This is a genomic window from Brenneria tiliae (genome assembly GCF_023347575.1).
Taxonomy (GTDB): domain Bacteria; phylum Pseudomonadota; class Gammaproteobacteria; order Enterobacterales; family Enterobacteriaceae; genus Brenneria; species Brenneria corticis.
The window spans coordinates 220,870-236,282 of record NZ_JAKPCB010000096.1 but is presented as its reverse complement, the minus strand read 5'-3'; the positions used below and the strand labels follow the sequence as shown (position 1 = coordinate 236,282).

Here is a 15,413-nt window from a genome sequence, read left to right as displayed (position 1 = left end):
GCCATACCATTCACGTTACTAGTTCGAGATTTACCCCGAGTTTAAGAACCCACCACTATGAATCTTACCGAATTAAAGAATACGCCAGTTTCCGAGTTAATTACTCTTGGCGAAAATATGGGGCTGGAAAACCTGGCCCGCATGCGCAAACAGGACATTATCTTCGCCATTCTGAAACAGCACGCTAAAAGCGGCGAAGATATTTTCGGCGACGGCGTGCTGGAAATATTGCAGGACGGATTTGGTTTCCTCCGCTCAGGAGACAGCTCCTACCTCGCCGGTCCTGATGATATCTACGTTTCCCCCAGCCAGATTCGCCGTTTCAACCTGCGCACCGGTGATACCATTTCCGGCAAGATCCGCCCGCCGAAAGAAGGCGAACGCTACTTTGCGCTGCTGAAAGTCAACGAAGTCAACTACGATAAGCCTGAAAACGCCCGCAACAAGATCCTGTTTGAAAACCTTACCCCTCTGCATGCGAACTCCCGCCTGCGTATGGAGCGCGGTAACGGCTCAACCGAAGACTTGACCGCCCGCGTGCTGGATCTGGCATCCCCCATCGGCCGCGGCCAGCGCGGACTGATCGTGGCGCCGCCGAAAGCCGGTAAAACCATGCTGCTGCAGAATATTGCGCAAAGCATCGCCTATAATCATCCCGACTGCGTGCTGATGGTGCTGCTGATTGACGAACGTCCGGAAGAAGTGACCGAAATGCAGCGTCTGGTGAAAGGCGAAGTGATTGCCTCTACCTTTGATGAGCCGGCCTCCCGTCACGTTCAGGTCGCCGAAATGGTGATCGAAAAGGCGAAGCGTCTGGTCGAGCATAAAAAAGACGTCATCATTCTGCTGGACTCCATCACCCGTTTGGCGCGCGCCTACAACACCGTGGTGCCGGCGTCGGGCAAGGTGCTGACCGGCGGTGTGGACGCCAACGCCCTGCATCGTCCCAAACGTTTCTTCGGCGCGGCGCGTAACGTTGAAGAAGGCGGTAGTTTGACTATTATCGCCACAGCGCTGGTGGATACCGGTTCCAAGATGGATGAAGTGATTTACGAAGAGTTCAAGGGCACCGGCAACATGGAACTGCACCTGGCGCGTAAAATCGCTGAAAAACGCGTTTTCCCGGCCATCGACTACAATCGTTCCGGTACGCGTAAAGAAGAGTTGCTTACCACGTCTGAAGAACTGCAGAAGATGTGGATTTTGCGTAAAATTATCCACCCAATGGGTGAGATTGACGCGATGGAGTTCCTGATTAACAAGTTGGCGATGACCAAAACCAACGATGAATTCTTCGATATGATGAAGCGTTCATAAATCACGGATGAACTCGGGGAACGCCACGCTGGGTCGTGGCGTTTTTTATATTTGTGCGTCCAACATGGCTATGCAGCGCGTTAATCTTATAAATATAGCGTTCTTGTATGCTATGCCGTCCGACAGCACTGGTAGTGCTGTGAGCTGGTGTATACCGGGAGGACGACAGGACGCAAGACGTAAACCGAGCGTATATTAGCAGCCATGGCGCAGCCAGAAGCTGTGAACGGTGAATTTACTCACGATGAGTATCGAATTATTAGTTATCTTTCTGTTTTCTCTGAGCTTCCTGTTTTTTGCTCGCCAGGTAGCGAGAAAAATAGGATTCGTCGATCGCCCCAATTACCGTAAACGGCATCAGGGACTGGTCCCGCTTGTCGGCGGTATCTCGGTGTACGCCGGGATTTGCTTCACCTACCTGATCACCGATCAATACATCCCCAATTTCCGTCTCTACCTGCTTTGCGCCGGCGTGCTGGTGTTGGTCGGCGCGCTGGACGATCGCTTTGATGTCAGCGTGAAAATCCGTGCGGTCGTCCAGGCAGGCGTGGCGGTTATCATGATGGCGTTCGCCGGCCTCTCTTTGCATAATCTCGGTCATATTTTCGGTCCGTGGCAAATGGAGCTGGGGCCGTTTGGTTATCTGGTGACGCTATTTTCCGTCTGGGCCGCCATCAACGCCTTCAATATGGTGGATGGCATCGACGGGCTGCTGGGCGGATTGTCCTGCGTTTCATTTGGCGCGCTGGGCATACTGCTGTACCTCAGCGGCCATGCCAATCTGGCGCTGTGGTGTTTCGCCATGATCGCCGCCACCCTGCCTTATATCCTGCTTAACCTGGGCGTTTTCGGTAAACGTTATAAAGTTTTCATGGGGGATGCCGGGAGTACCATGATCGGCTTTACCGCTATCTGGATCCTGATCCAGACCACCCAGGGACAACAGCATCCCGTTAATCCGGTCACCGCGCTGTGGATTATCGCCATTCCGCTGATCGATATGATTGCCATCATGTATCGCCGCCTGCGTAAAGGGATGAGCCCGTTTTCGCCCGATCGTCAGCATATCCACCATTTAATGATGCGTGCGGGGTTTACTTCCCGGCAGGCTTTTGTCCTGCTTACGCTGGCGGCGGGGCTGCTGGCCGCCATCGGCGTATTAGGGGAATACCTCTCTTTTGTTCCTGAATGGGTTATGTTGGCATTGTTCTTGCTTGTATTCTTGCTGTATGGCTACTGTCTGAAACGCGCGTGGCGCGTCGCCCGCTTCGTGAAGCGAATCAAACGTCGCATGCGGCACGCCGATGAGCAGAAGCAGTCGTCTTGACCAAATAATTTTGGGGAAGTAATGAAATCAGAGAATCGCTCCACCGGGAATGCGTTAATTGATAATGAGCTGGATATCCGCGGTTTATTCCGCACGCTGTGGCGTGGGAAGCTGGGCATCCTGTCTATTGCCCTGTTGTTTAGCGTTAGCGCGCTACTCTATTCCTACCTGGTAACGCCGCAATGGAGCGCGACGGCGATCACCGATAAGCCGACGGTCAACATGTTGGGCGGATACTACTCGCAGCAGCAGTTTTTGCGTAACCTGGATGCCAAATCTTTCGCTACGCCGCAGCCTGAGCAGCCCTCCATCTCTTCGGCGGCTTACGATGAATTCATCATGCAATTAGCGGCTTACGATACCCGCCGCGATTTCTGGCTGCAGACCGACTATTATAAACAGCGTCAGGAGGGGGATGCCAAAGCCGATGCCGCCCTGCTGGATGAGCTGGTGAACAACATTCAGTTTACGCCGCGCGACGACGCCAAGAAGACCAATGACGGCGTGAAGCTGGTGGCGGAAACCTCGGCTGACGCCAATACATTGCTGCGTCAGTATGTTACGTTTGCCAGCCGGCATGCGGCCGGCCATCTGAACGAGGAGATTAACGGCGCGTGGGCCGCCAGAACCATCTTTATGAAATCGCAGATTAAACGCCAGGAAGCGGTGGCCAAGGCCATTTACGAACGAGATGTTCGCAGCGTCGAACGGGCGCTGAAAATCGCCCAGCAGCAGGGTATCAGCCGCAGCCAGACCGATACGCCGGCGGATGAACTGCCGGCGTCGGAGATGTTTTTACTGGGCAGGCCGATGCTGCAGGCGCGTCTGGAGTCGTTGCAGGCCAGCGGGCCGCACTACGATCTCGATTACGATCAGAACCGCGCCATGCTGGCCACCCTGAATGTCGGGCCGACGCTTGACGACAATTTCCAGACTTACCGTTATTTACGTACGCCGGAAGAGCCGGTAAAACGCGACAGTCCGCGCCGGGCTTTCCTGATGGTAATGTGGGGGGCTATCGGTGCGTTGGTGGGCGCGGGAGTCGCTCTGGTTCGCCGTCCACGCTAATCAGCCTGTTGATTAGCGTCCGATTCGCAGCGTAAGTCTGCGTCTAACCTGATTAAAGAGATTCACTGTGAAAGTGTTGACTGTTTTCGGCACCCGGCCGGAGGCCATCAAGATGGCCCCGCTGGTTCATGCCCTGGCTCAGGATGAAGCCTTTGAATCAAGAATTTGCGTAACGGCCCAGCATCGGGAGATGCTTGATCAGGTGTTGCGTCTATTTAGTATTACCCCTGACTACGACCTGGATATCATGCGTCCGGGCCAGTCTCTCAGCGAGATATCCTGCCGGATTCTGGCCGGCCTTGAACCGGTGATGGCGGAGTTCAAGCCGGATCTGGTGCTGGTGCATGGCGATACCACCACCACGTTGACCACCAGTCTGGCCGCTTTTTATCAACGTATTCCGGTCGGACATGTGGAAGCCGGGCTGCGCACCGGCAATCTCTATTCGCCCTGGCCGGAAGAGGCCAACCGTAAGCTGACCGGACATCTGGCGATGATCCATTTCGCCCCGACGGAAAATTCCCGTCAAAACCTGCTGCGCGAGCACCTGTCGGACCGGCAGATTTTCGTCACCGGGAACACGGTGATCGACGCCTTATTCTGGGTGCGGGATTGCATCGTCAACAATGAGGATCTGCGCCGCAGGCTGGATGAAAAATATGCTTTCCTCGACGCCGACAAAAAACTGATTCTGGTTACCGGGCACCGGCGCGAAAGCTTTGGCGGCGGTTTTGAGCGCATATGCGGCGCGCTGGCGGATATCGCCCGGCGGCATCCGGAAGCGCAGATTGTCTATCCGGTCCATCTTAACCCTAACGTCGGCGAGCCGGTGAACCGCATTCTGAGCGGCATCGGCAATGTGAAGCTGATCGCGCCGCAGGATTACCTGCCCTTTGTTTATCTGATGAATCGTTCCTATCTTATCCTGACGGACTCCGGCGGCATTCAGGAAGAGGCGCCGTCGCTGGGCAAGCCGGTGCTGGTGATGCGCGACGCCACCGAGCGGCCCGAAGCCGTTGAAGCCGGCACGGTCAGGCTGGTGGGCACGGACGTGGTGAAAATCGTCGATACCGTTTCGCAACTGCTGTCGGACGATAATGAATATCAGGCCATGAGCCGGGCGCATAACCCTTATGGCGACGGCCATGCCTGCCGGCGTATTATTGACGCGCTCAAGAACTATCAGGAAAACCATCGGGTGACGCTATGAGTTTTGACACGATTTCCATTATCGGGCTGGGTTATATCGGTTTACCGACGGCGGCGGCGTTCGCTTCCCGCAAGAAAAAAGTGATCGGCATCGATGTAAACCGGCAGGCGGTAGAGACCATTAACCGCGGTGAAATTCACATCGTCGAGCCGGATTTGGCCGCGCTGGTAAAAACCGCCGTGGAAAACGGTTACCTGCGGGCGTTGACCAGGCCGGCGGCGGCGGACGCGTTTCTGATTGCCGTTCCCACGCCCTTCAAGGGCGACCATGAGCCGGATATGGCCTATGTGCAGGCGGCGGCGGAGTCCATCGCGCCGGTGCTGAAAGCGGGCGATCTGGTTATTCTTGAGTCGACGTCGCCGGTGGGCGCCACCGAGCAAATGGCGGAGTGGCTGGCGCAGGCGCGCCCGGATTTAACCTTTCCGCAGCAGTCGGGCGAGGCCGCCGATATCCATATCGCCTACTGCCCGGAGCGCGTGTTGCCCGGACAGGTGATGGTGGAACTGATTAAAAACGATCGGGTCATCGGCGGCATGACCCCGGCGTGCTCGGCGCTAGCCAGCGAGCTGTACAAGATCTTTCTCGAAGGTGAGTGTGTGGTTACTAACTCCCGTACGGCCGAAATGTGCAAACTGACGGAAAACAGTTTCCGTGACGTTAACATCGCCTTCGCCAATGAGCTGTCGCTGATCTGCGCGGAACAAAATATTAACGTATGGGAACTTATCCGATTGGCAAACCGCCATCCGCGCGTCAATATTCTGCAACCCGGTCCCGGCGTCGGCGGGCACTGCATCGCGGTGGACCCCTGGTTTATCGTGGCGCAGAACCCGCAACAGGCGCGGTTGATTCACACCGCCCGGCTGGTGAATGACGGCAAGCCGCTATGGGTCGTCGATCGGGTTAAAACGGCGGTGGCGGATTTTCTGGCGCAGAGCGATAAACGCGCCAGCGACGTGACGGTGGCCTGTTTCGGCCTGGCGTTCAAGCCGGATATCGACGATTTGCGGGAAAGCCCGGCGGTGGAAATTACGGCGATGATCGCCCAGTGGCACGCGGGCGCCACCCTGGTGGTGGAGCCGAACGTCAAACAGCTGCCGGCCGCCCTGGCGGGGCTGGTGACGTTGGTCGATACCGCCACCGCGCTGCAACAGGCGGATGTGCTGGTCATGCTGGTCGATCACCGCCAGTTCCGGGCCATCAGCCCCGATGATATTAAACAAAATTGGGTTATTGATACCAAAGGAGTGTGGCTTTGAAACGTATTTTGATCACCGGCGGCGCCGGATTTATCGGTTCGGCCCTGGTCCGGCATATTCTTACCGAGACGCCGGACAGCGTGGTGGTGGTGGATAAGCTCACCTATGCCGGTAATCTCGCCTCCCTGGCGCCGGTCGCCGACAGCGACCGTTTCGCCTTTGAACAGGTGGATATTGGCGATCGTCCGGCGCTGGATCGGCTGTTCGCCGAGTATCAGCCGGCGCTGGTGATGCATCTGGCGGCGGAAAGTCACGTCGACCGCTCCATCGACGGCCCGGCGGCGTTTATTGAAACCAATATCGTGGGCACTTACACGCTGCTGGAGGCCGCCCGTCATTACTGGCAAAGCCTGGCGTCGGCGGAACAAGCGGCGTTCCGCTTCCACCATATTTCCACCGATGAGGTATTCGGCGATCTGCACGGCACCGACGATCTGTTCACCGAAACGACGCCCTATGCGCCCAGCAGCCCTTATTCGGCGTCAAAGGCGTCGAGCGATCATCTGGTGCGCGCCTGGCTGCGCACCTACGGGCTGCCGACCATCATCACCAACTGTTCCAATAACTACGGCCCTTATCACTTCCCCGAAAAGCTGATCCCGCTGGTGATTCTGAACGCCGTGGCGGGTAAACCGCTGCCGGTGTACGGCGACGGGGCGCAGATTCGCGACTGGCTGTTCGTCGAGGATCACGCCCGGGCGCTGTATAAGGTGGTGACGCAGGGCGTCGTCGGCGAAACCTATAATATCGGCGGCCACAACGAGCGCAAAAACATAGAAGTGGTGCAGACCATCTGTGATTTGCTGGAAGAGCTGGCGCCGAATAAACCGGCCGGCGTGCAGCGCTATCGCGACTTGATCACCTATGTCAAAGATCGCCCCGGTCACGATATGCGTTACGCCATCGATGCCGGAAAAATCGAGCGTGAATTGGGCTGGCGCCCGGAAGAAACCTTTGAAAGCGGAATGCGGAAAACCGTGCGCTGGTATCTGGATAATGAAGCATGGTGGCGCAGCGTACAGGATGGATCTTACACCGGCGAGCGCCTGGGTCTGAACCGCTGAGGCCGTTCGCCCGGACGAACGCGCCGTAGAGGAGCTGGTATGACAGAGACAACGCTTTTCGCGGGCGAACCGTCGCCGGTGCGTATCCACGCCCATATTGAGCCGCTAAGCTGGGAAAGCCGCTTTTTCAACCTGAACAGCGGCAAACTCGATTTCTCGCCGTCGGCGCCGTTGTTGACGGCGGATGCGCTGAACGCCTACGCGCTGACGCAGGCCAAGATACCGGCGGATAATATGCAACTGGCCGACGCTCTGGCGGACTGCGGTTTCCGCCTGGTTGAAGGGGAGGTCGATCTCTGCCTGGCGCTGGAGGCGCTTCCGGCCGCGGAGCCTCCTCGTCTGCGGGTCGCGGACAGCGCCGATATCCCGGCGCTGCGGTCGGCGGCGGCTCAGGTTTTCGCCCTGAGCCGTTTTCGCCCCCCCTGGTATCGGCCCGAAGACAGCGGGCGTTTTTATGCGCAGTGGGCGGAAAACGCCGTGCTGGGCGTCTTCGATCACCAGTGTTTGTTGCTGGAAAACGCGGCCGGGGAGCCGCAAGGCTGGGTGACGCTGCGCCGGTTGAACGCCGGCGAGGCCCGCATCGGTCTGCTGGCCGTCTGGCCGGGCGCCGCCGCCCGCGGCATCGGCACGCAGCTGATGTCGGCCGCGGAAACCTGGTGCCGGCGGCAGGGAATGCAACGTTTATGGGTCGCGACGCAGACAGGCAACGTGGCGGCTCTCCGTCTTTATCTTCGTCGCGGTGCCAGAATGATGAGCACGGCCTATTGGTTATACAGGTGATCAAATGATTCCGTTTAATGCGCCACCGATTGTGGGTACCGAACTCGACTATATGCAGGCCGCCATGAGCAGCGGCAAGCTGTGCGGCGACGGCGGCTTTACCCGCCGTTGCCAGCAGTGGCTGGAACACTATTCCGGCAGTAAAAAAGTGTTGCTGACCCCCTCCTGCACCGCGTCTCTGGAGATGGCGGCGATTTTGCTGGATATCAAACCCGGCGACGAAATCATTATGCCGAGCTACACCTTTGTCTCCACCGCCAACGCCTTTGTGCTGCGCGGGGCGAAAGTGGTGTTTGTCGATATCCGTCCCGACACCATGAATATCGATGAGACTAAAATCGAAGCGGCGATCACCGATAAAACCCGGATTATCGTGCCGGTGCATTATGCCGGCGTGGCCTGCGAGATGGACGTCATCATGGCGCTGGCGAAGCAGTACGATCTGTTTGTGGTGGAAGACGCCGCGCAGGGGATGATGTCCCGCTACAAGGGGCGGGCGCTGGGCTCCATCGGCCATATCGGCTGTTTCAGTTTCCATGAAACCAAAAATTACACCTCCGGCGGCGAGGGCGGGGCGACGCTGATTAACGACCCGCGGCTGATTGACCGGGCGGAGATCGTGCGTGAAAAAGGCACCAACCGCAGCCAGTTTTTCCGCGGGCAGGTGGACAAATACACCTGGCGCGATATCGGCTCCAGCTATTTGATGGCCGATATTCAGGCCGCCTATCTGTGGGCGCAGCTGGAAGCGGCCGCGCCGATTAACGAACGCCGCCTGCGCCTGTGGCAGAACTATTATACGGCTTTCCAGCCGCTGGCGGACGCGGGGCGTATCACCCTGCCGACGGTGCCGGCGAACTGCGTCCACAATGCGCATATGTTTTATATCAAACTGCGCGATGCCGAAGATCGCGCCGCGTTTATCCGTTATATGAAAGAGGCCGAGATCCTTACCGTCTTTCATTATATTCCGCTGCATAGCTGCCCCGCCGGGCAGAACTTCGGCCGTTTCAGCGGCGAAGATCGCTACACCACGCCGGAAAGCGAGCGTCTGGTGCGCCTGCCGCTATTCTATAACCTGCCTGACGTCAATCAGCGAACGGTCATCAACACCATTCTGAGTTTCTTCTCCTGATATGTCGCTGGCGAAAGCATCGATCTGGACGGCCGGCTCCACGCTGATAAAAATCGGCGCCGGGCTGGTGGTGGTCAAACTGCTGGCGGTGGCGTTCGGTCCCGCCGGCGTCGGGCAGGCGGGCAATTTCCGCCAGTTGATCACCGTATTGGGCGTACTGTCCGGCGCGGGTATTTTTAACGGCGTCACCAAGTATGTCGCGGAATACCAGCAGCAGCCGGATCGTCTGCGGTCGCTGCTGGGCACCTCGGTTACTCTGGTGCTGGGGTTTTCCACGCTGCTGGCGGCGGTATTCGTACTGGCCGCCGCGCCGATTGCCCATGCGCTGTTCGGCCATGACGAATATCGTGAGGTGATCCGCGCGCTGGCGCTGATCCAGATGGCCATCGCCTACGCCAACCTTTTTCTGGCGATCCTGAAAGGCTACCGCGATGCCGTCGGCAATGCGCTGGCCGTCATCGGCGGCAGCCTGATCGGTCTGGCGGCCTATTGGCTGTGCTTTACCCTGGGCGGATACCGCGGCGCGCTGGCCGGGCTGGCTCTGGTGCCCGCGCTGGCGGCGCTGCCGGCCGGCTGGCTGATGCTGCGGCGCACGCCGCTCACGTTGGAGTGGCTAAAACCGGCCTGGGACAAGGCGATGGCCGGGCATCTGGGCAAATTCACCCTGATGGCGCTGATGACGGCGGTCACGCTGCCGGTGGCCTATATCATGATGCGCAACCTGCTGGCGGCGCACTACGGCTGGGACGATGTCGGCATCTGGCAGGGGGTCAGCACTATTTCGGATGCCTATCTGCAATTTATCACCGCGTCGTTCACCGTTTATCTGTTGCCGACGCTATCCCGCCTGACGGACAAAACGTTGCTGGCGCAGGAGATCGTCCGTTCGCTGAAATTCGTACTTCCGGTGGTGGCCGCGGTCAGCTTTGGCGTCTGGCTGCTGCGCGACGTTGCCATCTGGCTGCTGTTCTCCAGCCAGTTTACCGCGATGAGAGATCTGTTCGCCTGGCAGCTGGTGGGCGATGTGATGAAAGTGGGCGCTTACGTTTTTGGTTATCTGGTGATCGCCAAGGCGGCGCTGCGTTTTTATCTGCTTACCGAGGTCAGCCAGTTTCTGCTGCTTACCGGGTTCGCCCACTGGCTGATCCCGGTCAACGGCGCGCTGGGCGCCGCGCAGGCGTATATGGCGACCTACCTGGTCTATTTTTTGCTTTGTTGTAGCGTATTCATTATTTACCGTAGGCGAGCATGACGACGACACTGATCCATGTCCTGGGATCCGATATCCCGCATCATAACCGCACGGTTCTGCGTTTCTTTAACGACACGCTGGCCGCGGAGCTGCCCGCGCCGCAGGTCGGCCGTTTTATGGTGGCCGCCCGCGACCCCCTGCCGGCGGCGGATTTTCCCGCGCTGAATATCGTCACCCACGCCGATAAAAAAACGCTGGCCCAGGCGGTGATCGCCCAGGCCAAAGCGGATCGCCGCACGCGTTTCTTCTTCCACGGCCAGTTTAACCCCAGGCTGTGGCTGGCGTTATTAAGCGGTAAAATCAGGCCGTCGCAGGCGTACTGGCATATCTGGGGGGCTGACCTGTATGAAGAGGCGAGCAGCCTGCGGTATCGTCTGTTTTATCTGCTGCGCCGCGCGGCGCAAAACCGCATCGGACATGTGTTCGCCACGCGCGGCGATCTGGCATATTATCAACAGCGGCATCCCCGGGTGCCGGCGTCGCTGCTTTATTTCCCGACGCGGATGGATCCGGCGCTGACCGCGGTCGAGGCGGAGAAACCGCTGGCGGGGCCGATGACCATTCTGGTGGGCAACTCCGGCGATCGCACCAACCGTCATCAGGAAGCGCTGCGGGCCATCCATCAGCAGTTCGGCGCCGGCGTGCGGGTGATCGTGCCGATGGGCTATCCCGCCGATAACGGACGCTATATCGCGCGGGTAGAGAAGGAAGGGCTGGCGCTGTTCGGCGTCAAAAACTTCCAGTTGCTGAAAGAGCAACTGCGGTTTGAGGATTACCTGAACATGCTGCGCACCTGCGATTTGGGCTACTTTATTTTTGACCGCCAGCAGGGCATCGGCACGCTGTGCTTGTTGATTCAATTCGGCGTACCTTTTGTGATTAGCCGGCAAAATCCTTTCTGGCGGGATTTGACCGAGCAGCATCTGCCGGTGCTGTTTTATGGCGATAGCCTGGATGAAGCGCTGGTGCGCGAGGCGCAGCGTCAACTGGCCTCGGTTGATAAGCGGCGGATCGCTTTCTTTAACCCCAATTATCTGCAAGGCTGGCGGCAGGCGCTGACGGCGGGAGAACCGACATGACGCTGGGAGAGTTTGGTGGCCTGTTCGTGGTTTACCTGATGGCGCTCATTTTTATTCTGACGCTGACCTGGCAGGAGTTCCGGCGCGTCCGTTTTAATTTTAACGTGTTGTTTTCTCTTCTTTATTTACTGACGTTCTATTTCGGTTTTCCGTTTACCTGCCTGCTGGCCTTTCGCTTCGGCGTCGAGGTGGTTCCGGTGGAGTATCTGCTCCAGGCGCTGCTCGCTGCCACGGCGTTTTACGCCATTTATTACGTCAGCTATAAAACCCGCCTGCGCCCGCAAACGCCATCGGCCCGCCCGCCGCTGTTTACCATGAATCGGGTGGAAACCAATCTGACCTGGATCCTGCTGGCGCTGATTGCGGCGGCCACCGTGGGGCTGTTTTTCCTCAACAACGGTTTTTTGCTGTTTAAACTGCGCTCTTACAGCCAGATTTTTTCCAGCGAAGTGTCCGGCGTGGCACTGAAACGCTTCTTCTATTTCTTTATTCCCGCCATGCTGGTGGTCTATTTTCTACGGCAGACGCCGCGCGCCTGGCTGCTGTTTCTTATCGGCACGGTGGCGTTCGGCATGCTGACCTATGTCATCGTCGGCGGCACCCGGGCGAATGTCATCATCGCTTTCGCCCTGTTCCTGTTTATCGGCATCGTACGCGGCTGGATCTCCCTGTGGATGCTGGCCGCCGCCGGCGTGTTCGGCGTGGTGGGCATGTTCTGGCTGGCGCTTAAGCGCTACGGTATGGACGTCCGCGGCGACGAGGCGCTGTACACTTTCCTCTATCTGACCCGCGACACCTTTTCCCCCTGGGAGAACCTGGCGCTGCTATTGCAGAACTACGATAAAATCGAGTTCCAGGGATTAGCGCCGATCGTGCGTGATTTCTACGTGTTTATTCCTTCCTGGCTGTGGCCCGACCGCCCCCATCTGGTGTTGAACAGCGCCAACTATTTCACCTGGGAAGTGCTGAATAACCACTCCGGGCTGGCGATATCCCCCACGTTATTGGGTTCGCTGGTGATTATGGGCGGCGTGCTGTTTATTCCACTGGGCGCCATCGCCGTCGGCTTGATTATCAAATGGTTCGACTGGGTGTATGAGCTGGGGAAAAACGATGCCAACCGCTACAAGGCGGCGATTTTGCAGGCGTTCTGCTTCGGCGCGGTATTCAATATCATTGTGCTGACGCGTGAAGGGGTTGATGCCTTCGTCTCCCGCGTGGTGTTCTTCTGCCTGATCTTCGGCCTGTGCCTGCTGATGGCGAAATTACTCTACTGGCTGCTGGAAAGCGCCGGATTGATCAGACAGCGCTTATTACGCCCCCGGACTGCAGCGGCGCCGTCCGCCCCCGCAGCCCCCACGCACGACGTGCCGTAAAGGATTTAACATGGCAGAACAAGAGACGATCCCCACCTATTCCATTCGCGGCTTATCCATTCACGGATTCCGCCATATGGCGCAGTTTGTCGATTACCTGTTTAGCGGCGAGCGGCTTAAAACGGGAACGCTGGTGGCCGTTAACGCCGAGAAAGTGTTGGCCGCCGAGCAGGATAGCGCCCTGCGGGCGCTGCTGGACCAGGCGGAATACAAATACGCCGACGGCATCAGTATCGTGCGCTCCATCCGCCGCAAATATCCCCACGCCGAGGTGACCCGCATCGCCGGGGCGGATTTATGGGAAGCGCTAATGCAGCGGGCGGGCAAAGAGGGCGCGCCGGTGTTTCTGGTCGGCGGCCGGCCAGAGGTCCTGGCGCAGACGGAAGCCAAACTGCGGGCGCAGTGGCAGGTGAACGTCGTCGGCATTCAGGACGGCTATTTCGCGCCCGACCAGCGTGAGGCGCTGTTTAAGCGTATTCGCGCCAGCGGCGCGCAAATCGTTACCGTGGCGATGGGATCGCCGCGGCAGGAGATGCTGATGCGCGACTGCCGTCAGTATTACCCGGATGCGCTCTATATGGGCGTCGGCGGCACCTATGATGTTTTTACCGGCCATGTGAAACGCGCGCCGCTCGCCTGGCAGAATGTGGGGTTGGAGTGGCTTTACCGCCTGCTGGCGCAGCCAAGCCGCATTACCCGTCAGCTTAAACTGTTGAAATATCTCGCTTATCATTACAGCGGACGTCTGTAGCCGCGCCTGTTGGGCGCGACGGGGTTTCGCTCGCGCCTCATCCTGAGCATAAAAAATATTTTATTATTCCTATTCCGTTTTAATGACCCGTTTGCCAATGGCTGACAAATGCTGAACCATATTCCCCTTCCGCGGATCGGGATGGCACGGTGTTATTCCCGCCCGCATTGTTGTATCTTCACGGCCGCTGATTTACCCAATGGCGCACTGACCGTAGGGTGAATCAGGCGAGCAATAACGATAAGAACCGGTAATCGCCCGGATATAATCAATGTATTAAAGACAGAGGATTTATGGCGGAAGATGTAAAAAAGGATAAGCTCCACAGGGGATTAGAGGCCAGGCATATCGAGCTGATCGCGCTGGGCGGCACCATTGGCGTCGGACTGTTTATGGGGGCCGCCAGCGCGCTGAAGTGGGCCGGCCCGTCGGTGCTGCTGGCCTATATTACCGCCGGGATATTTGTGTTCTTTATTATGCGCTCAATGGGCGAAATGCTGTATCTGGAGCCGGTGGCGGGGTCGTTCGCCGTCTACGCCCATAAATATATGAATCCCTTTTTCGGCTACCTGACCGCCTGGGGCTATTGGTTTATGTGGATGGCGGTGGGGATTTCGGAAATCACCGCCATCGGCGTCTACGTGCAGTACTGGTTCCCCGAGCTGCCGCAGTGGATACCGGCGATAGCCGCGGTGGCGCTGGTGGCGGGGGCCAATCTGGCGGCGGTGCGGCTGTACGGCGAAATCGAATTCTGGTTCGCGATGATTAAAATCACCACCATTATTGTGATGATCGTCGTCGGGCTGGGGGTGATTTTCTTCGGTTTCGGCAACCACGGCCAGGCCACCGGATTTTCCAATCTGACGGCGCACGGCGGATTTCTGGCCGGCGGATGGAAAGGGCTGCTGTTCGCCCTGTGTCTGGTGGTGGCGTCTTATCAGGGCGTCGAGCTGGTGGGGATCACCGCCGGGGAAGCGAAAAACCCGCAGGTAACGCTGAAACGCGCCATTAACAATATCTTGTGGCGCATCCTGATTTTCTACGTCGGGGCGATCTTTGTTATCGTCACCATCTTCCCGTGGAATGAAATCGGCACCGCCGGCAGCCCGTTCGTGCTGACCTTCGCCAAAATCGGCATTACCGCCGCGGCGGGAATCATCAACTTTGTGGTGCTGACGGCGGCGCTGTCCGGCTGCAACAGCGGGATGTACAGCTGCGGACGGATGCTCTATTCCCTGGCCAACAACCGCCAACTGCCCGCATGGCTGGGGAAAGTCACCGCCGGCGGGGTGCCCGCGGCCGGCGTCACCATTTCCATTCTCTGCCTGATTGCGGGGTCGCTGCTTAACTACATCATCCCCAATCCCGAGAAGGTGTTCGTTTATGTCTACAGCGCCAGCGTGCTGCCCGGCATGATCCCGTGGTTCGTGGTGTTGATAAGCCAGCTGCGCTTTCGCGAACAGCACCGCGCGGCGCTGGCGGCGCATCCGTTCAAGTCGGTGCTGTTCCCCTGGGTGAACTACCTGACCATGACGTTTTTATGCTGCGTGCTGGCGGGCATGTATATCAACGTCGATACGCGAATGTCGCTGCTGGTCGGCATGGTGTTTCTGGCCTTTGTCAGCCTCTGCTATTTGGTGCTGGGATTGGGTAAAAAACAGGCGTCGATAGCGGCTAAAATGTAGCGATTAGCGGAGGGGAGAGCGGTTTTGTACGTAATTTAACGCGAAATGAGCAAAGCATAAGCAAACGCATCATTTCGATAAAAAAGCACTAGACAGGCACCGGTTAAATA

At 58.0% G+C, this 15,413-nt stretch carries 13 protein-coding genes; all 13 read left to right on the top strand.

What is annotated here, in order from left to right:
- The first annotated feature begins 57 nt into the window (after positions 1-57).
- The 13 genes from rho to thrP all read left to right on the top strand — a co-directional run bounded on the left by rho (position 58) and on the right by thrP (position 15,303).
- Positions 58-1,317, top strand: a complete 1,260-nt coding sequence (rho, locus tag MFP24_RS11085) for a transcription termination factor Rho (RefSeq protein WP_009111025.1) — start codon at positions 58-60, stop codon at positions 1,315-1,317.
- Between the two features lie 244 nt (positions 1,318-1,561).
- Entirely contained in the window at positions 1,562-2,644 is a 1,083-nt protein-coding gene (wecA, locus tag MFP24_RS11080) for a UDP-N-acetylglucosamine--undecaprenyl-phosphate N-acetylglucosaminephosphotransferase (RefSeq protein ID WP_263458470.1), read from the top strand.
- A 21-nt stretch (positions 2,645-2,665) separates the two neighbouring features.
- Positions 2,666-3,712, top strand: a complete 1,047-nt coding sequence (wzzE, locus tag MFP24_RS11075; protein WP_249230597.1) for an ECA polysaccharide chain length modulation protein — start codon at positions 2,666-2,668, stop codon at positions 3,710-3,712.
- A gap of 67 nt (positions 3,713-3,779) precedes the next feature.
- On the top strand, positions 3,780-4,922 hold the full coding sequence (wecB, locus tag MFP24_RS11070; RefSeq protein ID WP_249230596.1) for a non-hydrolyzing UDP-N-acetylglucosamine 2-epimerase: 1,143 nt from the start codon (positions 3,780-3,782) through the stop codon (positions 4,920-4,922).
- Entirely contained in the window at positions 4,919-6,181 is a 1,263-nt protein-coding gene (wecC, locus tag MFP24_RS11065) for a UDP-N-acetyl-D-mannosamine dehydrogenase (RefSeq protein ID WP_249230595.1), read from the top strand. Before wecB ends, wecC begins: the two co-directional genes overlap by 4 nt.
- Complete coding sequence (gene rffG, locus MFP24_RS11060; RefSeq protein ID WP_249230594.1) at positions 6,178-7,245, top strand: dTDP-glucose 4,6-dehydratase; 1,068 nt, start codon at positions 6,178-6,180, stop codon at positions 7,243-7,245. The genes wecC and rffG overlap by 4 nt, the downstream gene beginning before the upstream one ends.
- A 39-nt stretch (positions 7,246-7,284) precedes the next feature.
- Complete coding sequence (rffC, locus tag MFP24_RS11055; RefSeq protein ID WP_249230593.1) at positions 7,285-8,025, top strand: dTDP-4-amino-4,6-dideoxy-D-galactose acyltransferase; 741 nt, start codon at positions 7,285-7,287, stop codon at positions 8,023-8,025.
- Positions 8,026-8,029: 4 nt separating this feature from the next.
- Entirely contained in the window at positions 8,030-9,160 is a 1,131-nt protein-coding gene (rffA, locus tag MFP24_RS11050; protein WP_249230592.1) for a dTDP-4-amino-4,6-dideoxygalactose transaminase, read from the top strand.
- Position 9,161: 1 nt separating this feature from the next.
- The gene (gene wzxE / locus MFP24_RS11045; protein WP_249230591.1) at positions 9,162-10,412 is read left to right on the top strand and encodes a lipid III flippase WzxE; all 1,251 of its coding nucleotides are present in this window, start codon (positions 9,162-9,164) and stop codon (positions 10,410-10,412) included.
- Positions 10,409-11,491 (top strand): TDP-N-acetylfucosamine:lipid II N-acetylfucosaminyltransferase, encoded by a 1,083-nt coding sequence (locus MFP24_RS11040; RefSeq protein ID WP_249230590.1) that lies wholly within the window; start codon positions 10,409-10,411, stop codon positions 11,489-11,491. The genes wzxE and MFP24_RS11040 overlap by 4 nt, the downstream gene beginning before the upstream one ends.
- The gene (gene wzyE, locus MFP24_RS11035; RefSeq protein ID WP_249230589.1) at positions 11,488-12,867 is read left to right on the top strand and encodes an ECA oligosaccharide polymerase; all 1,380 of its coding nucleotides are present in this window, start codon (positions 11,488-11,490) and stop codon (positions 12,865-12,867) included. The genes MFP24_RS11040 and wzyE overlap by 4 nt, the downstream gene beginning before the upstream one ends.
- 10 nt (positions 12,868-12,877) lie before the next feature.
- Positions 12,878-13,618 (top strand): lipopolysaccharide N-acetylmannosaminouronosyltransferase, encoded by a 741-nt coding sequence (gene wecG / locus MFP24_RS11030; RefSeq protein WP_249230588.1) that lies wholly within the window; start codon positions 12,878-12,880, stop codon positions 13,616-13,618.
- A gap of 293 nt (positions 13,619-13,911) precedes the next feature.
- Positions 13,912-15,303: a bifunctional threonine/serine APC transporter ThrP gene (thrP, locus tag MFP24_RS11025; RefSeq protein WP_249230587.1), complete on the top strand. Its 1,392-nt coding sequence runs from the start codon at positions 13,912-13,914 to the stop codon at positions 15,301-15,303.
- The last annotated feature ends 110 nt before the right edge of the window (positions 15,304-15,413 follow it).